A 19891-nucleotide genomic window follows, 5' to 3' on the forward strand; every position below is an offset into this window, starting at 1 on the left:
CTCAGCCGCCCCGTCCCAGGTGCTCGGACGGCCGGAGCAGGGCGTCCACCAGGTCCCGGTCGCGGGGCTGGGTGAGCCGGCCGCGGGCCGCCGCCGGGGAGAGCCACAGGATCCGGTCCACCTCGTCGTTCGGGGTGAAGTGGCCGGAAACCGCCTCCGCCGCCCAGTACCGCACCTGTTTCGGGCGGCCGCTGGCCCGGTAGTGCACGGTCGGCAGCTCGCCGCCGGGCTCCGCCGTGTACCCGGTCTCCTCCGCGACCTCGCGCAGGGCGCCCGCGAGCGCATCCTCACCCCGTCTGAGCTTGCCCTTGGGGTGGGACCAGTCGTCGTACTTCGGCCGGTGGACCAGGCAGATCTCCAGGTCGCCGGCGACCGGGGAGCGGCGCCACAGCACGCAGCCCGCCGCCCGGACCAGGGTCTCGTCCACACCGCCTCCTCGGGAGCTCAGGGCACCTTGGCGGTCTGCTTCTGCCAGGCCTGCTGGAACGCGAACCGGGCCGCCTCCACCTCGTGCCGCTGGTCGGCGTGGAGCACACCGAGCGCGTAGGCCGTCGCGGGCGCGATGCGGGGGGTGCGGGCCGCCTGCGCGGCCGCCGCGGCCGCCTCCGAGGCGTCCCGGTGCCGGTTCAGGGCCTGGCCCGCCGTCAGCAGCCGCACCTCGACCGGGAGTTTGCCGCCGTGCAGCACCTCACGGGCGTACCGGTGCAGGCGCAGCAGCAGGCGGACCTGGTGCCAGGGGCCGTCCTGGGGGTGCGGGGCCGGGTCCGGGGACAGCCCGTGGACCAGCGCCTCCGCGTTGTAGGGGTGGCCCGCGGTGACCAGGGGGAGGGCGGTGACGGCGTCCGTGAGGCGTTCCTCCGCGGCGGCGGCGGGCGGCCGCAGGTCCGTGGTGGCCGCGGCGGGGGTGAGAGGCACCTCGCTGGCGAGTACGGCGACCTTGTCGGCGACGGCGTGGAAGCGGCTCGAACCCAGGGCCTGGAGGGCGGTGGAGTGGGCCCGGGTCCGGGCGAGGGTCAGCTGGCGTTCGAGCAGCGCGCCCGCTTTCGCCGCGCCCACCGTGAGGTTGCCGCGCTCCTGGGCCGCGGCCGGGTGGGCCGGGCCGGCGGAGTTCGCCGGCGCCGACGTGGTGGCGACGGTTTGCGCGGGGAACACCGCGGCCCCCGACAGGCGGTGCAGCGCCAGCAGCAGCCGCTCCAGCCGGCCCTCGTAGGCGTGCTCCAGGCCCAGCGTGCCGGACAGCCACGCCAGTTCGGGCCGCATCTCCTCGGACCAGTCGGGGTCGAGGAGCGGGCGGAAGGTGTGCAGGCTGCCGCTGATGCGGCGGGCCGAGCGGCGCAGGGCGCGTGCCGCGTCGACGGACTCCCCCGCGCCGGCCGCGGAGCCGCCGTTCTCCCGGTGCAGGCGCAGCGCGCGGAGGAACTCCGTGGCCTGGGCGCGCAGGTAGCCCGCCAGGGACTCTCCCGTCACCACGCCGGCCGTGGGGTCCGTCGGGTCAAGGTGTTGCTGTGCCACGCCGGCGCCTCCGGGCGTCTATGAGCATCTCCTGGACGTTGCGCAGGGGTTGGCCGTCCGCGTCGGTCGCGTGTCGCGTCCACTCGCCGTCCGGGCCGAGGTGCCAGGAGGCGGTGCCGTCGGACATGCCGGTGTCCAGCAGCCGGTTGAGGGCTGCGCGGTGGCCGGGGTCGACGACCCGGACCAGGGCCTCTATCCGGCGGTCGAGGTTGCGGTGCATCATGTCGGCGCTGCCGATCCACACCTCCGGCTCGCCGCCGTTGCCGAAGGCGAAGACCCGGGAGTGCTCCAGGAAGCGGCCGAGGATCGAGCGGACCCGGATGTTCTCCGACAGGCCGGCGACGCCGGGGCGGACGGCGCAGATGCCGCGCACCCAGACGTCGACCGGGACGCCCGCCTGGGACGCGCGGTAGAGGGCGTCGATGACCGCCTCGTCGACCATCGAGTTGACCTTGATGCGGACGAAGGCCGGGCGGCCCGCACGGTGGTGCTGGGCCTCCTTGTCGATCCGCGCGACCAGCCCGTCCCGCAGGGACTTGGGGGCCACCAGGAGCCTGCGGTACGTCTCGCGGCGCGAGTAGCCGGACAGGCGGTTGAAGAGGTCGGAGAGGTCCGCGCCGACCTGGGGGTCGGCGGTGAGCAGGCCGAGGTCCTCGTACAGACGGGCCGTCTTCGGGTGGTAGTTGCCCGTGCCGACGTGGCTGTAACGGCGCAGGGTCTCGCCCTCCTGGCGGACCACCAGGGAGAGCTTGCAGTGCGTCTTCAGGCCGACCAGGCCGTAGACGACGTGGCAGCCGGCCTCCTCCAGCTTGCGGGCCCACTTGATGTTGGCGTGCTCGTCGAACCGGGCCTTGATCTCGACCAGGACCAGGACCTGCTTGCCGGACTCGGCGGCGTCGATGAGCGCGTCGACTATCGGGGAGTCGCCGGAGGTGCGGTACAGGGTCTGCTTGATCGCGAGGACGTCCGGGTCGGCCGCCGCCTGCTCCAGGAAGGCCTGCACGGAGGTGGAGAAGCTGTCGTACGGGTGGTGCAGCAGCACGTCCCGCGCGCGCAGGGCGGCGAAGATGTCCGGCGCGGACGCCGACTCGACCTCGGCGAGGTCGCGGTGGGTGCCGGCGATGAACTTCGGGTACTTCAGCTCCTGCCGGTCGAGGCTGTGGATGCGGAAGAGGCCGGTGAGGTCCAGCGGGCCGGGCAGCGGGTAGACCTCCGCCTCGGAGATCTTCAGTTCGCGGACCAGCAGGTCCAGCACCTCGCGGTCGACGGACTCCTCGACCTCCAGGCGCACCGGCGGGCCGAAGCGGCGCCGCATGAGCTCCTTCTCCAGGGCCTGCAGGAGGTTCTCGGCGTCGTCCTCCTCGACCTCGAGGTCCTCGTTGCGGGTGAGGCGGAAGGCGTGGTGCTCCAGCACCTCCATGCCCGGGAACAGCTCTTCCAGGTGCGCGGCGATGACGTCCTCGATGGGGACGTAGCGGCCGGGGCTGCTCTCCAGGAAGCGGGACAGCAGCGGCGGCACCTTCACGCGCGCGAAGTGCTTGTGACCGCTCACCGGGTTGCGTACGACGACGGCCAGGTTCAGCGACAGGCCGGAGATGTACGGGAACGGGTGCGCCGGGTCCACCGCCAGGGGGGTCAGGACCGGGAAGATCTGGTGCCGGAAGAGCGTGAAGAGCCGTGCCTGCTCCTTCTCGGTCAGCTCGCTCCAGCGGACCAGGTGGATGCCCTCCTCCGCGAGTGCGGGGGCGACGTCCTCGTGGTAGCAGGCGGCGTGCCGGGCCATCAGCTCGCGGGAGCGGGCCCAGATCATCTCCAGCACCTCGCGCGGCTGGAGGCCGGAGGCGGAGCGGGTGGCGACCCCCGTGGCGATCCGGCGCTTCAGACCGGCCACCCGGACCATGAAGAACTCGTCCAGGTTGCTGGCGAAGATCGCGAGGAAGTTGGCGCGCTCCAGCAGGGGGGTGTCGGGGTCCTCGGCCAGTTCCAGAACGCGCTCGTTGAAGGCGAGCCAGCTGCGCTCCCGGTCGAGGAAGCGCCCCTGCGGCAGGGGCGTGCCGTCGGCCCGCGACTCCTCGTAGGCGTCGAGGTCGGCGTCGAGGTCGGGCTCGAGGTCGGAGACCGCCGCGGACACGGCGTGCTGACGGTGCGCGGCGATGGAGCCCACGGAGGGCTGCGGCTGAACCTCTGCCTGGGTGTCTTGCTGACTCATGAACCCATTCTTCCGCGCGAGGGGCGACACAGGCGCGTCGGAACGTGCGGGCGGGAGCGTCACGGCCCCGTTCGGCGCGGACCCCTCGGGGGGCGGCGAAGGCTCTGGCACGGCGGGCTTCATTGGCCGAGCGTCGCAAGCCTGGCTGAATCGATGGTTACGGAGACATGACGTGCGGGATAGCGCGGGGCGGCTCCCGGGGGTCTTCGTCGCGAAAGCGACGGATTTCGCACCGGAAACGACGATCCCGTACGTCCCTCCCCCCGCGGAGAGACGTACGGGCTCGGGTCGCGGCCGTCTCAGACGGCCCGGCGGCGCAGTACGGCGTACGCCGCGACGGTCGCGAGCACGGCCAGGGCGAGGACCATGCCGGTGGCGGCCAGGTTCAGGGACCGGAATCCGTGCAGCGTGCCGCGCAACGGCTGCCACAGGTCGCGCAGGAAGGACCGCAGGAGCAGGGTGGCGGCCAGGGCGACGCCCAGGGCGGGCAGCGTGCGGCCCAGGGCCAGCCCGGCGAGGACACCGGCGGCGAGGGCGAACAGCACCAGCGCGGGCAGCAGCGGGCCGCGCGGGACGAAGACGCGGTCCCAGCTCCAGTTCGTGACCAGGACGTCCCGGTCGGTGCTCCACACCCGGTCGAAGACCACGGCGAGGACGGCGCTGCCGGTCAGCAGCGGTACGGCGGCCGCGGTGAGCTTCGCCGTGAGCCAGCGGGCCGGGGAGGCGGCCTGGGTCCAGGCCAGCTTCGCGGTGCCGGACTCCAGTTCGCGGGCGATCAGGGCGCCGCCCGCCCAGGCGGCGACCGCGCACGGGGCGTAGGTGAGGACGGTCCCGATCAGGTTCATGACGTTGTTGACGTCGGTGAGGGCGGTGTAGCTGCACCAGCCGCCCGGCCGCCGGCAGGCCCGGTCCCGGGGCGCCCCGGAGAGGTGGACCCAGAGCAGTTCCCCGACGACGAGGACGACGAAGGCGGCCCAGACGAGCAGGGCGGGGTGGTGCAGTCGCAGCAGGGTGCGGCGGACGGCCGGGCGGGTGGGGGCGAGGGCGGTCACGCGGCGGCTCCTACGAGGGTGTCGGTCGACGGGGTCCCGGCCGCCCCGGCCGTCCGCAGGGGGCCGGTCAGCCGGCGCAGCGCCAGGAAGGAGCCGGCCGCCAGCAGCCCCGTGACGGCCAGCAGCAGCGCGGTGGTGGTGAGCTGGAGCGGCCAGTAGTGGGAGACGGGGTGATAGGTGGTGAAGTAGCCGGCCGCCCGGTCGTAGGCGGCACCGCATGCGGCGCTGGTGTCGCAGTCGGGGATCGGCAGATGGGCGCCCGTGGCGGACACCAGGCCCTGGTCGACGACGACGCCGTCCACGTTCGGGTAGCCCCGGTCCAGAGCGCTGGTCAGGGTGACCGCCGGCCACAGGTGGGGCATGAGCAGCGCGGCCGCCCCGGCGATGCCCAGGGTGGCCACCGCGCCGGCGATCAGCGCGGGCAGCGTACGGCGGAGCAGCAGCGCCGCCAGCGTGCCGGCCGCGAGTCCGGCGAGGGCCAGGGCGGCGAGGGTGGGACCGCCGGCGTTGAAGGTGAAGAGGTCGTACCAGCGCTTGGCGGTGTCGACGCGGCCGTCGCTCGCGGCCCAGGCGAGGCGGTGCAGTCGGCACAGCAGGCCGGTGCCGACGGCGACGGCGGCCGCGGGCCATGCCAGCCGGAGCGTCAGCCAGCGGGCCGGTGAGGTGCTCTGCGTCCAGGCCAGCCGGGCCGTGCCGGACTCCAGCTCGCGCCCGATCAGGGCGGCGCCCGCCCAGGCGGCGACCAGGAGGGGCAGTGCGTTCAGGGCGAGGGTGGCGTAGCCGGCGAAGTCCTTGTAGCGCAGGATCGCGTCCTGGTCGTACGCGCAACGGCCGGCGTCGCGGCAGGCGTCGTACTGCCGCCAGCCCTCGGCGGCGGCGTCGGCGAGCGGGCCGCGCAGGGCGAGCAGCAGGGCGGCCAGGGCGATCACCAGGCACGCCCAGACGATCAGGGCGGGGCGGTGCAGGCGCAGCAGCCAGCGGGCCGTGCGGGGCCGGCGGGCGGGGGTGGCCGTCACGCGGCACTCTCCCCGGCCGGGGCCGTGGCCGCGGTCAGCGCGGGGGCCTGGGGGTTGCGCAGGTGGGCGAGGACCAGTTCCTCCAGGGACGGCGTGGAGCGGCGCCAGTCGGCGGGGAGCGGCCCGGCGGGGCGGACCAGCGCGGTGAGCTGGCGGCCGGTCACCCGGGATTCGACCACGGTGTGGTCGTCGAGGCCGGCGGAGTCGGCGGCGCCGCTCACCCGCACATGGGCGGCGAGCAGGTCGTCGATCTCCCCGGCCAGCCGTATCCGGCCGCCGCCGACCAGCAGCAGGTGGTCGCAGGAGTCCTCCAGCTCGGCGACGACGTGCGAGGACATCACGATCGTGGTCCCGTGCCGGGCGGCCTCGGCCATCAGCGTCCCCATCAGCTCGTGCCGGGCCAGCGGGTCGAGGTCGGCCATCGGCTCGTCCAGGAGCAGCAGTTCGGGCCGCTTGCCGAGGGCCAGGGCGAGGGCGACCCGGGTGCGCTGGCCGCCGGAGAGGGCGCGGACGCGGGACCCGGGGTCCAGGTCACCGCCCGCGACGACCTGCTCCGCGAGGGCCGCGTCCCAGCGGCCGGGGTTGAGGTCGGCGCCCATGCGCAGCGTCTCGGCAACGGTGAGCTGCGGGTACAGCGGCTTGTCCTGGGCGATGAAGCCGACCCGGGGGCGGGCCTCGGCCGGGCCGGTGCCGAGCACTCGTACGCGGCCCTCCGTGGGGGGCAGCAGTCCGGCGGCGAGGGCGAGCAGCGTCGACTTGCCGGCGCCGTTGGGCCCGACGACGGCACACACCCGGCCCGCGGGCAGCCGGAAGGCGCAGTCGCGCAGCGCCCAGCCGCCCCGGCGCCCGAAGCGCCTGCCGAGGCCGATGGCCTCGATCGCCGTGTCGCTCATGAAGGTTCTCCCTGGAAGTGCTGTTCGGGTGCCTGACGGAGGGGCGCCGGCGGATGCGGGGCGGGCTCCGCGAAGTGCTGGTCGAGTACGGCGGTGAAGAGTGCGGCCACGTCGTCCCGGTCCAGGCCCGCCGTGGCGGCCCGCGCCGCCCATTCCTCCAGCTCCGCGCGGAGGGGGGAGTCGGCCGCAGCGGCGCCCAGTGAGCGCCGGACGAAGGTGCCGAGCCCGCGCCGCGCCTCCACCAGGCCCTCGCGTTCGAGTTCGCGGTAGGCCTTGAGGACGGTGTTGGGGTTGATCGCGGTGGCCTCGACCACCTCGCGGGCCGTCGGCAGCTTGTCGCCCGGTCGCAGCAGGCCCAGGCGGAGCGCCTGTTTGGTCTGCTGGACGATCTGGACGTACGTGGCGACCCCGCTGTGCCGGTCGATGCGGTACTCGACCACCCGTAGAACCACCCTTTCACTAATTGAGTAGTGAAAGGGTGGTGCAAAAGAGGGGCGGCCGTCAAGCCGGCCGCCCCTGGCCCTCCGGAGGAGGGGGTGTTCGTCAGGTTTCGGTGCGGTACATCAGGTCGGTCTCGTGCACCGTGAACCCCAGCCGCTCGTACACCGACACCGCCGCGGTGTTGTCGGCGTCGACGTAGAGCATCGCGGTCGGCAGCTGCTGGGCCGCCAGATGGCGCAGGCCGATGGTCGTGAGGGCCTTGCCGAGACCGCCGCCCTGCTCGCCGGGCCGCACCCCGAGGACGTACACCTCGCCCAGCCCCTCCTCGGCGTGCACCTTGGTCCAGTGGAAGCCGACCAGCTCCCCGCGCCGCTCGGCGAGGAAGAACCCGGACGGGTCGAACCACGCCTGGCCCTTGCGGTCGTCGAGGTCCCGCTGGGTCAGTGAGCCCTGCTCGGGGTGGTGGGCGAAGGCGGCCGCGTTGACCGCCAGCCAGCCCGCGTCGTCCTTGCCGGGCACGAAGGCGCGCACGGTCACGCCCTCGGGGAGCACCGGGTCGGGCAGCGTCAGGCCGGTCAACGGGCGCCTCATCTGCCGCAGTTCACGGAACAGGGTCAGGCCCAGCACCTGGGCGAGGTGCCGGGCGGCCGCGTGCCCGCCGTGCGCCCACACCCGCAGCCGCTTGCCGGAGGCCGCGAGCAGTGCCGCGCCGAGCGCCCGCCCGTGCCCGTGACCCCGGTGGGCGGGGTGCACGACCAGTTCGGCGGCGGGTGCCTCCACCGGGTCGGTGTCCTCCATCTGTGCGTAGCCGACGAGTTCGCCGTCCACGTCCAGCAGCAGATGCGTGACACCCTCGCGGGCACCGCCGTGCAGCTGGAGCCGGCCCTGCTCGGACACCGGCTGCTGGCCGTCGACCCGGGCGGCCTCGGCGAGCAGGTCGAGCACGGCCTCGGCCCGGTCGGGTGCGAGTGCGTCGCAGGTCTCGATGGAGCGGGAGGGGAAGGCCCGTACGGTGTCGTCGCTGCTCATGCGTACGAGGGTACGGCGCGGCCGGGGCGAAGTCCCGGCACCGCAGCCGGTGCGGGAACAGGCAAAGAATCCGGCAAAGGGAAACCAGGATGTAACCACGAACCCCCTGTCGCGCTACGCGCGTTGACCTTAGGCTGCGCTGCCGGTCCACTCATCACCGCGACCCACAGGGGGGTCCCATGCCAGCCGCACTCCGGCGCAGACGCCGTACCTCGGCGCTCCTCGCGACGACCGCCGCACTCGCCACGGCCGCAGCCCTGGCCGCCGCGATGCCCGCGCAGGCGCACGCCGACAAGGGCGGCCACGGCCACGGCCGTCCGAGCCGCTACCAGGACGTGCAGCTGCTGTCCTTCAACGACCTGCACGGCAACCTCGAGCCCCCGTCGGGCTCCTCCGGCCGGGTCACCGAACTCCAGCCGGACGGCACGACGAAGACCGTCGACGCCGGTGGTGTCGAGTACCTCGCGACGCACCTGCGCACGGCCCGGCAGGGTCACCCGTACTCGATCACCGCGGCCGGCGGCGACATGGTCGGCGCCTCCCCGCTGCTGTCGGGCCTGTTCCACGACGAGCCCACCGTCGAGGCGCTCAACAAGCTGAAGCTGGACGTCACCTCGGTCGGCAACCACGAGTTCGACGAGGGCGCCCGGGAACTGGCCCGCCTGCAGAACGGCGGCTGCCACCCGACGGACGGCTGCTACACGGACCAGCGGTTCGAGGGCGCCGACTACCCGTACCTGGCGGCGAACGTCCTCGACGAGAAGACGAAGCAGCCGATCCTGAAGCCGTACTGGGTCTGGAAGAAGAAGGACGTCAAGATCGGCTTCATCGGCGTCACCCTCGAGGGCACGCCGGACATCGTCTCCGCCGACGGCGTCAAGGGCCTGGCCTTCAAGGACGAGGTCGAGACGATCAACAAGTACGCCAAGGTGCTCCAGCGCCAGGGCGTGCAGTCGATCGTGGCCCTGATCCACGAGGGCGGCTTCCCGGCCTCCGGCGCCTACAACTACGACTGCGACGCCGCGGGCGCGGGCTCCGGCATCTCCGGTCCGATCGTGGACATCGCGAAGAACGTCACGCCGGCCGTCGACGCCCTCGTCACCGGCCACACCCACAACGCCTACGTCTGCGACATCCCGGACCCGTCCGGCCGCCCCCGCATGGTCACGTCGGCCGCCTCCTTCGGCCGCCTCTACACGGACACCACGCTGACCTACGACCGCCGCACCGGGGACATCGCCCGCACGGCCGTGAAGTCCGCGAACCGCGTGGTCACCCGGGACGTCCCCAAGGCGCAGGACATGACGGACCTGATCGCCCGCTGGAACACCCTGGCCGCCCCGATCGGCAACCGCCCCATCGGCTGGATCTCCGGCGACATCGGCAACACCGGAACCGAGTCGCCGATGGGTGACCTGATCGCCGACGCGCAGCTCGCCCACGGCAAGGAGCTGGACCCGAGGACCAGCCTCGCGCTGATGAACCCGGGCGGCGTGCGGGCCGGGCTGACCTATGCGGCCAAGGGCGCCGAGGGCGACGGGGTCGTCACCTACGCCGAGGGCTTCACCGTGCAGCCGTTCGCCAACACCGTGAACCTCCAGGACTTCACCGGCGCGCAGCTCGTCCAGGTCCTCAAGGAGCAGGTCAGCGGGCCCAACGCGGCCGCTCCGAAGATCCTCCAGCCGTCCGCCGGGCTCACCTACACCCTGGACATGACCAAGTCCGGCGCCGACCGCGTGGTCACCGACTCCATCCGCCTGAACGGCGCCCCGGTCGACCCCGCGGCCACCTACCGCGTCGCCACCAACAGCTTCCTCGCGGGCGGCGGCGACGGCTTCCCGACGCTGGGCCACGGCACGAACGACGTGGTCGGCTCCGACGACCTGTCGGCGCTGGAGAAGTACCTGACGGCGAACTCCTCGGCCGGCAGCCCGATCGCTCCTCCCGCCACCGGCCGGATCACCATCGTCCAGTGAGCATCACGCGGTAAAACCTGTGTGAATACCTCCACGGTTCCGAAATACCCCTGAGAATTCTTCTCAGGGGTATTTCATTGAGGTCTCCGCGGAATCGCCCTTTCGCCCATGAGCTTCCACAAGGTCGCCCCGGTGCGGAAGACCCGCAAGCCCGCCCCGGCCCAGGCTGCCGCGCACAAGAAGCACGCGCCTGAGAAGCCCCGGGTCGAGCGTCCGGTGGGCCGCAAGTAGAGGGCCCGGGCAAGGGCCCTTGTCATCCGGCGGTAAACGCAATCCGGGTCCCGGCGAAGAAAGCTGAGGCCTGACCTTGAATCAAGGAGGAGAATTCCATGTCTTTCCACCGGCTCGCCCCCGTGAAGAAGCACCGCAAGCCCGCTCCGGCCCCGAAGCGGCCGGCACCGAAGAAGGCCGCCCGGCCGTGTCCACAGCCGTGGAAAGGAACGACCGATGGTGAGGGAAGCCCGTGCGGCCTTCCGCCGGTTCTGGCCGCTGACCCGCGGCGACCGCCGATGGCTCGCGGTGATCACGGCCTGCGTGGTGGCCGCCGTACTCGCCGAGACCGTGGCGATCCTGCTGTTCGCCGAGCTGACCGACCACGCCCTCGCGGCCGGGTCTCCGTCCGCCTTCTGGGGGCCGGCCGGTGCCTGGCTCGGCGTGGCCGTCCTCGCCGCACTCGCCTCGTCACCGGCCCGAGCGGCGCCGGAGAATCCACCCTGGCCGGGCTCCTCACCCGCTTCTACGACCCCAGCGCCGGGGTGATCACCCTGGACGGCGTCCCGCTCCCGGGCCTCTCCCTGCACTTCCTGCGCGAACAGATCGCCCTGCTGCCCCAGCAGACGCTGATCCTGAACGGCACCATCCGCGAGAACATCGGCTGCGGCCGCCCCGGCGCGACCGACACCGAGATCGAGCAGGCGGCCCGGGACGCGGCGGCCCACGACTTCGTCACCGCGCTCCCCGAGGGCTACGACACCCCCATCGCCCCCGGCACCGCCGTCCTCTCCGGCGGCCAGCTCCAGCGCATCGCCATCGCCCGCGCGATGCTCCGCGGGGCCCCGGTCCTCGTCCTGGACGAGCCCACGGCCGGGCTGGACGCGGTGGCCGCCCGCCAGGTGGTCCGGCCGCTGCGCCGCCTGATGGCGGGCCGTACCACGATCATGATCACGCATGATCTGAGCCTCGCCCCCGACGCCGACCGGATCCTGGTCGTCGAGCACGGCAGGCTCGTGGAGAGCGGCACCCACGAGGAGCTGCTCGCGCGGGGCGGCGCCTACGCGCGGCTGGCTTCCCCCCTGCCGCGGGCCGCCGTCGTGCCGCCCGCCGCCACGCCCCCGGCGCCTCCGGCGCACGAGGACACGTCGATCCTCCGGTGGTGACCCGGGCGACCACCGGCGATCTCCGGCCGTCCGGTCCGTCGTCGCGGTGATCCACCACCGGTGCCCCCCACGTCGGCGTAGCCTTCGTGCATGGCAGTGAGCAAGGTGCGCAAGGCGGCCGCGTCGGTGACCGAGGCCGTGAAACCGTGGAAGCCGGAATCGCGGACGGCGCTCGTACGGCGGGCACGCAAGATCAACCGCGAACTCGCCGAGGTCTACCCCTACGCCCACCCCGAGCTGGACTTCACGAACCCCTTCCAGCTGCTGGTCGCCACCGTGCTGTCGGCGCAGACCACCGACCTGCGGGTCAACCAGACCACCCCGGCGCTGTTCGCGAAGTACCCGACCCCCGAGGACCTGGCCGCCGCCGACCCCGAGGAGGTCGAGGAGATCCTGCGCCCCTGCGGCTTCTTCCGGGCCAAGACCCGGTCGGTCATAGGACTGTCCAAGGCGCTCACCGAGGACTTCGGCGGCGAGGTGCCCGGAAAGCTGGAGGATCTCGTCAAGCTGCCCGGCGTGGGCCGCAAGACCGCCTTCGTCGTGCTCGGCAACGCCTTCGGACGGCCCGGGATCACCGTGGACACCCACTTCCAGCGGCTGGTACGGCGCTGGCGGTGGACCGAGGAGACCGACCCGGACCGGATCGAGAACGCCGTCGGCGCGCTCTTCCCGAAGAGCGACTGGACCGACCTGTCCCACCACGTGATCTGGCACGGCCGCCGCATCTGCCACGCCCGCAAGCCCGCCTGCGGTGCCTGCCCCATCGCCCCGCTCTGCCCCGCCTACGGCGAGGGCGAGACCGACCCGGAGAAGGCGACGAAGCTCCTGAAGTACGAGAAGGGCGGCTTCCCCGGCCAGCGGCTCAACCCCCCGCAGGCCTACCTCGACGCGGGCGGCAGGCCGGCCCCGCCTCTGGGGGCCGCGTGACGGAACGATCCCGGGACCCTCGGGCGTTGGACAGGCGAAGCGACGGGGGTGGCGATGACGAGGGCCAGTGAGACACGGGGCGACGCGGTGACGCTCAGCACGGAGGGACTGCCGGACTGGCTCGGCCCGGTCGCGCGGGCCGCCGAGACGGTCGAACCGCTCCAGCTCAGCCGCTTCCTGCCGCCGGAGAACGGCTCGGGCCGCCAGTCCGCGGTGCTCATCCTGTTCGGCGAGGGCGAGCGGGGTCCCGAGCTGCTGCTCATGGAGCGCGCCGGCTCCCTGCGCTCGCACGCCGGGCAGCCGTCCTTCCCGGGCGGCGCGCTCGACCCCGAGGACGGCGATCCGCACGGCGACGGTCCGCTGCGTGCCGCGCTGCGCGAGGCCGAGGAGGAGACCGGCCTCGACCCGTCCGGGGTGCAGCTCTTCGGCGTGCTGCCCCGGCTGTACATCCCGGTCAGCAGATTCGTCGTGACCTCCGTGCTCGGCTGGTGGCGCGAGCCGAGCCCGGTCGGCGTCGTCGACCCGAACGAGACCGCCCGGGTGTTCACGGTCCCCGTGGCGGATCTCACGGACCCCGCCAACCGCGCCACCACCGTCCACCCCAGCGGACACCGAGGTCCGGCATTCCTGGTCGAATCCGCCCTGGTCTGGGGGTTCACGGCCGGTGTGATCGACCGGCTGCTGCACTACGCGGGCTGGGAGCGCCCCTGGGACCGGGAGAAGCAGGTCCCACTCGACTGGCGCTCATGACAGGGTGTCGTTTGTGAACGTGCTGGACATCCTGTTGCTGGTCGCGGCCGTGTGGTTCGCGGTCGTGGGCTACCGCCAGGGCTTCGTCGTCGGCATCCTGTCGGTGATCGGATTCCTGGGCGGTGGTCTCGTCGCCGTGTACGCGCTGCCCGTCATCTGGGACGCCATGACCGAGAACTCGGAGGTCGGCACCACCGCGGCCGTCGTCGCCGTGATCGTCGTCATCGTCTGCGCCTCGGTCGGCCAGGCCCTGACCACCCACCTCGGCAACAAGCTCCGCCGGCACATCACCTGGTCACCGGCCCGCGCCCTCGACGCCACGGGCGGCGCGCTGGTCAACGTCGTCGCGATGCTGCTGGTCGCCTGGCTGATCGGCTCCGCCCTCGCCGGCACGACGCTGCCGACGCTCGGCAAGGAGGTCCGCGGCTCCAAGGTGCTCCTCGGTGTCTCCCGGGCGCTGCCCGCGCAGGCCGACACCTGGTTCGCGGACTTCTCCTCGGTCCTCGCGCAGAACGGCTTCCCGCAGGTCTTCAGCCCGTTCTCCAACGAGCCCATCAAGGACGTCCAGCCGCCCGACCCGGCCCTCGCGCACAGCGCCGTCCCCACGCGCGCCGAGCGTTCCATCGTCAAGGTCACCGGCACCGCGCAGAGCTGCGGAAAGGTCCTGGAGGGCACCGGGTTCGTCTTCGCCGACCGCCGGGTCATGACCAACGCCCACGTCGTGGGCGGTGTCGACGAGCCGACCGTGCAGATAGGCGGCGAGGGCCGCAAGTACGACGCCAAGGTCGTGCTGTACGACTGGAAGCGCGACATCGCCGTCCTCGACGTACCGGACCTGAAGGCGACCGCCCTGAAGTTCACCCCCCGGGACGCGACCGGCGGTGACGGCGCGATCGTCGCCGGCTTCCCGGAGAACGGCTCCTACGACGTCCGCGCCGCCCGCGTGCGCGGACGCATCACGGCCAACGGCCCGGACATCTACCACCGCGGCACCGTGCGCCGTGACGTCTACTCGCTGTACGCGACCGTCCGTCAGGGCAACTCCGGCGGACCGCTGCTCACGCCCGACGGCAAGGTCTACGGCGTGGTGTTCGCCAAGTCCCTGGACGACGCGGACACCGGGTACGCCCTCACCGCGGACGAGATCCGGGCCGACGCCGACCGGGGAAGGACGGCGAACGAGCAGGTGGGTACGGACAGCTGCGCCCTGTGAACGCCCCCGGAGTCAGGGGCGGGTGATCAGCCGCGGGGGTGACGCAGACGCATCGACACCCACCGCGCCCGGCGGCGCAGGATACGCGGGATCCCCACCCGGAGGTCCGCTTCCGTGAGTTGCGGGGTGCCTCGCTGAGGCGTGCTCAGCCCGCCGGCCGAGCGGCGGTTGCGGGGTGCGTCACTGTAGTCGTGCGTCCAGCCCATACCCCGACGTGTGCCCCCGCCCGAAGGTCGATAACCGCCTCGGCGGCCCCCAATTGGCCTATGCGGCAGGCATGTGGCCGTTCGAGGGACAAGTGTTCAGCAACCGGATGCTCCGCGCATCGATACCGTCACGGAACGGTCATCCGGCGGACCGTCCTGTCACCGGTCCGGCTCGGGATCCTTCAGCCAGTTGACCAGTTCCGTGGAGAACGCCGACGGGTCCTCCTCGTGCGGGAAGTGCCCGAGACCGTCGAACAGCCGCCAGCGGTACGGCGCTTCGACGTACTCGCCCGAACCGGCCGCGCTGCGCACCCGGCTGACGGGGTCCAGGGAGCCGTGCAGATGCAGCGTGGGCACCCGCACCGGCCGCTTCATCCTGCGGTAGAACTGGACGCCGTCCGGGCGCGCCAGGGAGCGCACCAGCCAGCGGTACGGCTCGATCGAGCAGTGGGCCGTGGACGGGATGCACATGGCCCGCCGGTACGTCTCCACCGCCTCGTCCTCCGGCGGCCGCGGCCCGGACCACTCCCGGATCAGACGGCCCACCAGCGCCCCGTCGTCCGCGATGAGTTGACGCTCCGGCAGCCACGGCCGCTGGAAACCCCAGATGTAGGAGTTGGCGGCCGTCTGCCGGGCGTCCCGCAGCATCGCCGCGCGCCAGCGCCGCGGATGCGGCATCGACACCACGGCGAGGCGGCGGACCAGCTTGGGCCGCATCGCGGCCGCCGTCCACGCCAGATATCCGCCGAGGTCGTGCCCGACCAGCGCGGCGTCCGGCTCGCCGAGCGACCGGATCACCCCCGTGACGTCGAGGGCCAGGTTCGCGGGGTCGTACCCGCGGGGCGTGCGGTCGCTGCCGCCGATGCCCCGCAGGTCCATCGCCACCGCCCGGTACCCGGCGTCGGCGAGCGCGACGAGCTGGTGCCGCCAGGTCCACCAGAACTGCGGGAAGCCGTGCAGCAGCAGCACCAGGGGGCCGTCGCCGAGTTCGGCGATGTGGAATCGGGCGCCGTTGGCGGCGACGTCCCGGTGCGTGACCTGCCGGCCGTGGGGCAGATCGATCCGGACGGCCGAGGGGGCGGGTTCGGTCATGACGACGAGCGTGCCACAGCCTCGATGGCGGCGGGGGTCCGCTCCTCGGGCAGCTCCGGGCGCGGGTGCGGCTTGGCGTTCTGCAGGACGCTCGCCGACTCCTTCATCGAGGCCGCCACCTTCTGCGGGCCCTGCTCCTTCTTCGCCTTCTTCGCGAACACCACACCCATGAGTGCGAGCAGGCCGGCGACCAGCACATTGGCCGCGAACGACAGGAGGAAGCAGACGGCCAGGTTCCAGCCGCTCCAGGTGCGGATGCCGTACGCCAGCGCGAAGTTGAGCATCGGCAGGGAGAACACCAGCACGGCGCCCGCCAGCGAGAAGGCTCCGCCGCTCGTCGCGCCGCGCTTCACGTCGCGTTTGAGCTGGGCCTTGGCCAGCGCGATCTCGTCGTGCACCAGCGCCGACAATTCGGTCGTCGCCGAGGCGAACAGCTGGCCGATGCTGCGTTCGGCGCCGACCGGGCTGCCGTCGGGTGCGCTCATCGCGTACTCCCTCTGAGGTCTCTCGTGCCGTCTTGTTTTGTACCGTCTCGTCAGATCATGCCGGACGGTCGCCCTCCTCGCCTGCCCCGCCCGCCACTTCCTGAAGCCCGTGGCGGGCCGCGGCGGCCCTCTCGGCGGCGATCCGCCGGTGCTCGGCGGCCTTGTTCTCGTGGATCTCGGCCATGCGCAGGTGGTACGCCGGGTCGTCCTGCTCGTACACGTCGGGGACGCCGTCGTGGTCGTCGTCGCGCTCCTCCTCCGCGCACAGCCGGCGGTACCGGGCGTTGCGGATCTTCAGCAGCGCCGTCGCGCACACCGCCGCGATCAGCGATCCGCTCAGGACCGCCGCCTTCACCTCGTCGGTGAGGACGGCGTTCGAGGCGAAGGCCAGCTCGCCGATGAGCAGCGAGACGGTGAAGCCGATCCCGGCGAGGGAGGCCACCGCGAACACGTCCGCCCACGCGAGGTCCTCGCTGAGGGAGGCACGGGTGAACCGGGCGGTCAGCCAGGTGCCGCCGAAGATGCCGAGGGTCTTGCCGACGACCAGGCCGAGGACCACGCCCAACGTCTCCGGCCGGATGAACACGTCCAGGAGCGCCCCGTCCGAGACCACCACCCCGGCGCTGAACAGCGCGAACAGCGGCACGCAGAGGCCGGCCGACAGCGGCCGCACCAGGTGCTCGACGTGCTCGCCCGGCGCGTGCTCCTCGCCGTCCCGGGTGGTGCACCGGAGCATCAGGCCCATCGCCACGCCGGCGATGGTCGCGTGCACGCCGCTGTTGTACATCAGCGCCCAGATCACCACGGCGAGCGGGACGTACACCCACCAGCCGCGCACGCCCTTGCGCAGCAGCAGCCAGAAGACCAGCAGGCCCGCGGCGGCCCCGCCGAGCGCGGCGAAGTCCAGCCGGTCGGTGAAGAAGACCGCGATGATCAGGATCGCGAAGAGGTCGTCGACCACCGCGAGGGTGAGCAGGAAGGCGCGCAGGGCGCTGGGCAGTGAGGTGCCGATGACCGCGAGGACGGCGAGCGCGAAGGCGATGTCGGTGGCGGTGGGCACGGCCCAGCCCTGGGTGGAGCCGTGCCCGGCGAGGTTGGTGAGGGTGTAGACGAGCGCGGGTACGGCCATGCCGCACAGCGCGGCCACCACGGGCAGCACCGCCGCCTTCGGGTCGCGCAGGTCCCCGGCGACCAGTTCCCGCTTGAGTTCGATGCCGGCGACGAAGAAGAACACGGCGAGGAGGCCGTCGGCGGCCCAGTGGGCGACGGAAAGGTTCAGGCCGAGCGCGGCGGGGCCGAAGTGGAAGTGACCGACCGCCTCGTAGCTGTGCCGGAGGGCGGGGACGTTCGCCCAGACCAGCGCCGCCACCGCGGCGAGGAGCAGCAGGACACCCCCGACGGTCTCGGTGCGCAGCGCGTCCGCGACGAAGGTCCGCTCGGGCAGCGACAGGCGCCCGAGGACCTTGCGGGGGGAAGCGGGGCTGCGGGGCGCGGTCACGGCGGGACCTCCGGTGGGTGGGCAGGACGGCTCGCATGCCGACCAGACTTCCCGGCGCACCCATGACTTTCTCGGACCTACGACGCTTTTCCCACTTTACCCAACGGGCGGGCGGGCCGCCGTGCCGGTGATCCGTCCGCCGGACGCCGAGGGGGCACCCGGCGCCTTCGCGTCCGGGTGCCCCCTCGGGTCCTCCTGTGCCGGTCAGTCCTCGCTGGACGCCGCCGGGAGCTTGGTCTGGATGAGGTCCATGACCGTGGAGTCGGTCAGCGTGGTGACGTCACCGAGCTGACGGTTCTCGGCCACGTCGCGCAGCAGACGGCGCATGATCTTGCCGGAGCGGGTCTTCGGCAGCTCCGCCACCGGAAGGATCCGCCTGGGCTTGGCGATCGGCCCGAGCGTCGCGCCCACGTGGTCGCGCAGCTCGCCGACGAGCGCCTTGGTCTCCGCGGCCGTGCCCCGCAGGATCACGAAGGCGACGATCGCCTGGCCGGTGGTCTCGTCGGCGGCGCCGACGACGGCCGCCTCGGCGACCGACGGGTGCGAGACGAGCGCCGACTCCACCTCGGTGGTGGAGATGTTGTGCCCGGAGACGAGCATGACGTCGTCGACCCGGCCCAGCAGCCAGATGTCCCCGTCGTCGTCCTTCTTCGCACCGTCACCGGCGAAGTACTTGCCCTCGAAGCGGGACCAGTAGGTGTCGAGGAAACGCTGGTCGTCGCCCCAGATGGTGCGAAGCATCGACGGCCACGGCTCGGTCAGCACCAGGTAGCCACCGCCGCCGTGGGGCACCTCGTGCGCCTCGTCGTCGACCACCGTCGCGCTGATGCCGGGCAGCGGGCGCTGCGCCGAACCGGGCTTGGCCTCGGTGACGCCGGGCAGCGGCGAGATCATCATCGCGCCGGTCTCGGTCTGCCACCAGGTGTCCACGACGGGCGTCCGGTCGGCGCCGATGTGCTTGCGGTACCAGATCCACGCCTCGGGGTTGATGGGCTCGCCGACCGATCCGAGCACCCGCAGGCTGCCGAGGTCGAACTTGGCGGGGATGTCGTCGCCCCACTTCATGAACGTCCGGATCGCGGTGGGCGCGGTGTAGAGGATCGTCACGCCGTACTTCTGCACGATCTCCCAGAACCGCCCCTGGTGCGGGGTGTCCGGCGTGCCCTCGTACATCACCTGCGTCGCGCCGTTGGCCAGCGGGCCGTAGACGATGTAGGAGTGCCCGGTCACCCAGCCGACGTCGGCCGTGCACCAGTACACGTCCGTCTCCGGCTTGAGGTCGAAGACCGCCCAGTGGGTGTACGCCGTCTGGGTGAGGTAGCCGCCGGAGGTGTGCAGGATGCCCTTGGGCTTCCCGGTGGTGCCGGAGGTGTAGAGGATGAACAGCGGGTGCTCCGCCTCGAACGCCTCCGGGGTGTGCTCGGCGGACTGCCGGCCGACGAGCTCGTGCCACCAGGTGTCGCGCTCGCCGTTCCAGGCCACGTCCTGCCCCGTACGGCGCACCACGAGCACGTGCTCGACGTTGCCCGCCTTCGCGACCGCCTCGTCGACGGCCGGCTTCAGCGCGGACGGCTTGCCGCGCCGGTAGCCGCCGTCGGACGTGATGACGACCTTGGCGTCCGCGTCCTGGATGCGGGTCGCGAGCGCGTCCGCCGAGAAGCCGCCGAAGACGACCGAGTGCGCGGCGCCGATGCGGGCCGAGGCCAGCATCGCGATCGCCGTCTCCGGGATCATCGGCATGTAGATGGCGACCCGGTCGCCCTTGCGGACGCCCAGCTCCAGAAGGGCGTTGGCGGCCTTGGAGACCTCGTCCTTCAGCTCCGCGTAGGTGATCGCGCGGCTGTCACCGGGCTCACCCTCGAAGTGGATGGCGACGCGGTCCCCGTGCCCGGCCTCCACATGCCGGTCCACGCAGTTGTACGCGACGTTCAGCTCGCCGTCCTTGAACCACTTGGCGAACGGCGGGTTCGACCAGTCCAGCGTCTCGGTCGGCTCCTTGGCCCAGGTCAGCCGGCGGGCCTGCTCGGCCCAGAAGCCGAGCCTGTCAGCCTTGGCCTGTTCGTACGCCTCCGCGGTGACATTGGCGTGCGCGGCCAGGTCGGCGGGCGGCGCGAACCTGCGTTCTTCCTTGAGCAGGTTGGCCAGGCTCTCGTTGCTCACGACATCTCCCTTTCCAAGGGTGTCCGTTGTGTCCCAGGCCACAGCTCATCAGACGC

The 19891-nt window shown here is 72.5% G+C and carries 19 protein-coding genes and 1 pseudogene; 7 read left to right on the plus strand and 13 right to left on the minus strand.

Features of this window, described 5'->3' with window-relative positions:
* Nucleotide 1: 1 nt before the first annotated feature.
* From BLW57_RS21270 to mshD, 8 genes are all read right to left on the minus strand, one after another.
* The gene (locus BLW57_RS21270; protein ID WP_093476568.1) at nucleotides 2-427 is read right to left on the minus strand and encodes an NUDIX hydrolase; all 426 of its coding nucleotides are present in this window, start codon (nucleotides 425-427) and stop codon (nucleotides 2-4) included.
* 17 nt (nucleotides 428-444) lie between these two features.
* The gene (locus tag BLW57_RS21275; protein ID WP_093476569.1) at nucleotides 445-1512 is read right to left on the minus strand and encodes a CHAD domain-containing protein; all 1068 of its coding nucleotides are present in this window, start codon (nucleotides 1510-1512) and stop codon (nucleotides 445-447) included.
* The gene (locus BLW57_RS21280; protein ID WP_093476571.1) at nucleotides 1493-3844 is read right to left on the minus strand and encodes an RNA degradosome polyphosphate kinase; all 2352 of its coding nucleotides are present in this window, start codon (nucleotides 3842-3844) and stop codon (nucleotides 1493-1495) included. Before BLW57_RS21280 ends, BLW57_RS21275 begins: the two co-directional genes overlap by 20 nt.
* A gap of 176 nt (nucleotides 3845-4020) precedes the next feature.
* Nucleotides 4021-4773 carry a hypothetical protein gene (locus tag BLW57_RS21285; RefSeq protein WP_093476573.1) on the minus strand — a complete coding sequence of 251 codons (753 nt, stop codon included), beginning with the start codon at nucleotides 4771-4773 and terminating at the stop codon, nucleotides 4021-4023.
* Nucleotides 4770-5789, minus strand: a complete 1020-nt coding sequence (locus BLW57_RS21290) for a hypothetical protein (RefSeq protein ID WP_093476574.1) — start codon at nucleotides 5787-5789, stop codon at nucleotides 4770-4772. The genes BLW57_RS21285 and BLW57_RS21290 overlap by 4 nt, the downstream gene beginning before the upstream one ends.
* A complete protein-coding gene (locus tag BLW57_RS21295) occupies nucleotides 5786-6682 on the minus strand; it encodes an ABC transporter ATP-binding protein (RefSeq protein WP_093476576.1) in 897 nt (298 codons plus the stop codon). The genes BLW57_RS21290 and BLW57_RS21295 overlap by 4 nt, the downstream gene beginning before the upstream one ends.
* Complete coding sequence (locus BLW57_RS21300; protein ID WP_093476577.1) at nucleotides 6679-7122, minus strand: GntR family transcriptional regulator; 444 nt, start codon at nucleotides 7120-7122, stop codon at nucleotides 6679-6681. Before BLW57_RS21300 ends, BLW57_RS21295 begins: the two co-directional genes overlap by 4 nt.
* Before the next feature lie 103 nt (nucleotides 7123-7225).
* Nucleotides 7226-8152: a mycothiol synthase gene (gene mshD / locus BLW57_RS21305; RefSeq protein WP_093476579.1), complete on the minus strand. Its 927-nt coding sequence runs from the start codon at nucleotides 8150-8152 to the stop codon at nucleotides 7226-7228.
* A gap of 179 nt (nucleotides 8153-8331) precedes the next feature.
* Here mshD and BLW57_RS21310 point away from each other — a divergent pair, with 179 nt between their 5' ends.
* The 7 genes and pseudogenes from BLW57_RS21310 to BLW57_RS21330 all read left to right on the plus strand — a co-directional run bounded on the left by BLW57_RS21310 (nucleotide 8332) and on the right by BLW57_RS21330 (nucleotide 14394).
* Complete coding sequence (locus BLW57_RS21310) at nucleotides 8332-10128, plus strand: bifunctional metallophosphatase/5'-nucleotidase (RefSeq protein ID WP_093476580.1); 1797 nt, start codon at nucleotides 8332-8334, stop codon at nucleotides 10126-10128.
* Between the two features lie 108 nt (nucleotides 10129-10236).
* Nucleotides 10237-10359 (plus strand): hypothetical protein, encoded by a 123-nt coding sequence (locus BLW57_RS42415; RefSeq protein WP_256339550.1) that lies wholly within the window; start codon nucleotides 10237-10239, stop codon nucleotides 10357-10359.
* A gap of 216 nt (nucleotides 10360-10575) precedes the next feature.
* Nucleotides 10576-10887 carry a hypothetical protein gene (locus BLW57_RS42420; protein ID WP_256339882.1) on the plus strand — a complete coding sequence of 104 codons (312 nt, stop codon included), beginning with the start codon at nucleotides 10576-10578 and terminating at the stop codon, nucleotides 10885-10887.
* Nucleotides 10806-11504, plus strand: a pseudogene (locus BLW57_RS21315) (ABC transporter ATP-binding protein); the annotation flags it as partial. The gene BLW57_RS42420 and the pseudogene BLW57_RS21315, both read left to right, overlap by 82 nt.
* 90 nt (nucleotides 11505-11594) lie before the next feature.
* Entirely contained in the window at nucleotides 11595-12431 is an 837-nt protein-coding gene (nth, locus tag BLW57_RS21320; protein ID WP_093476582.1) for an endonuclease III, read from the plus strand.
* Nucleotides 12432-12485: 54 nt separating this feature from the next.
* Nucleotides 12486-13181, plus strand: a complete 696-nt coding sequence (locus BLW57_RS21325; RefSeq protein ID WP_093476583.1) for an NUDIX hydrolase — start codon at nucleotides 12486-12488, stop codon at nucleotides 13179-13181.
* 13 nt (nucleotides 13182-13194) lie between these two features.
* Nucleotides 13195-14394, plus strand: a complete 1200-nt coding sequence (locus BLW57_RS21330) for a MarP family serine protease (RefSeq protein ID WP_093476585.1) — start codon at nucleotides 13195-13197, stop codon at nucleotides 14392-14394.
* 26 nt (nucleotides 14395-14420) lie between these two features.
* On the opposite strand, the gene BLW57_RS42425 is transcribed toward BLW57_RS21330, so the two are convergent.
* The 5 genes from BLW57_RS42425 to acs form a co-directional block, all read right to left on the minus strand.
* Nucleotides 14421-14600 (minus strand): hypothetical protein, encoded by a 180-nt coding sequence (locus BLW57_RS42425; protein ID WP_093476586.1) that lies wholly within the window; start codon nucleotides 14598-14600, stop codon nucleotides 14421-14423.
* A gap of 159 nt (nucleotides 14601-14759) precedes the next feature.
* Nucleotides 14760-15692 (minus strand): alpha/beta fold hydrolase, encoded by a 933-nt coding sequence (locus BLW57_RS21340; RefSeq protein WP_093476587.1) that lies wholly within the window; start codon nucleotides 15690-15692, stop codon nucleotides 14760-14762.
* Nucleotides 15689-16177 (minus strand): phage holin family protein, encoded by a 489-nt coding sequence (locus BLW57_RS21345; protein WP_093476589.1) that lies wholly within the window; start codon nucleotides 16175-16177, stop codon nucleotides 15689-15691. The genes BLW57_RS21340 and BLW57_RS21345 overlap by 4 nt, the downstream gene beginning before the upstream one ends.
* A gap of 55 nt (nucleotides 16178-16232) precedes the next feature.
* Complete coding sequence (gene nhaA, locus BLW57_RS21350) at nucleotides 16233-17675, minus strand: Na+/H+ antiporter NhaA (protein WP_093476590.1); 1443 nt, start codon at nucleotides 17673-17675, stop codon at nucleotides 16233-16235.
* 204 nt (nucleotides 17676-17879) lie between these two features.
* A complete protein-coding gene (gene acs / locus BLW57_RS21355; protein ID WP_093476592.1) occupies nucleotides 17880-19835 on the minus strand; it encodes an acetate--CoA ligase in 1956 nt (651 codons plus the stop codon).
* Nucleotides 19836-19891 lie beyond the last annotated feature (56 nt).

It is taken from the genome of Streptomyces sp. 1222.5 (genome assembly GCF_900105245.1).
GTDB classification, from domain to species: domain Bacteria; phylum Actinomycetota; class Actinomycetes; order Streptomycetales; family Streptomycetaceae; genus Streptomyces; species Streptomyces albidocamelliae.

Excerpts from the sequence above, each read along its gene's own strand:
- BLW57_RS21325 (WP_093476583.1), top strand. The coding sequence starts at position 12,486 with ATGACGAGGGCCAGTGAGACACGGGGCGACGCGGTGACGCTCAGCACG.
- BLW57_RS21345 (WP_093476589.1), bottom strand. The coding sequence starts at position 16,177 with ATGAGCGCACCCGACGGCAGCCCGGTCGGCGCCGAACGCAGCATCGGC.
- BLW57_RS21340 (WP_093476587.1), bottom strand. The coding sequence starts at position 15,692 with ATGACCGAACCCGCCCCCTCGGCCGTCCGGATCGATCTGCCCCACGGC.
- BLW57_RS42425 (WP_093476586.1), bottom strand. The coding sequence starts at position 14,600 with ATGGGCTGGACGCACGACTACAGTGACGCACCCCGCAACCGCCGCTCG.
- BLW57_RS21280 (WP_093476571.1), bottom strand. The coding sequence starts at position 3,844 with ATGAAGCCCGCCGTGCCAGAGCCTTCGCCGCCCCCCGAGGGGTCCGCG.
- BLW57_RS21310 (WP_093476580.1), top strand. The coding sequence starts at position 8,332 with ATGCCAGCCGCACTCCGGCGCAGACGCCGTACCTCGGCGCTCCTCGCG.
- BLW57_RS42420 (WP_256339882.1), top strand. The coding sequence starts at position 10,576 with ATGGTGAGGGAAGCCCGTGCGGCCTTCCGCCGGTTCTGGCCGCTGACC.
- BLW57_RS42415 (WP_256339550.1), top strand. The coding sequence starts at position 10,237 with ATGAGCTTCCACAAGGTCGCCCCGGTGCGGAAGACCCGCAAGCCCGCC.
- nth (WP_093476582.1), top strand. The coding sequence starts at position 11,595 with ATGGCAGTGAGCAAGGTGCGCAAGGCGGCCGCGTCGGTGACCGAGGCC.
- BLW57_RS21295 (WP_093476576.1), bottom strand. The coding sequence starts at position 6,682 with ATGAGCGACACGGCGATCGAGGCCATCGGCCTCGGCAGGCGCTTCGGG.
- mshD (WP_093476579.1), bottom strand. The coding sequence starts at position 8,152 with ATGAGCAGCGACGACACCGTACGGGCCTTCCCCTCCCGCTCCATCGAG.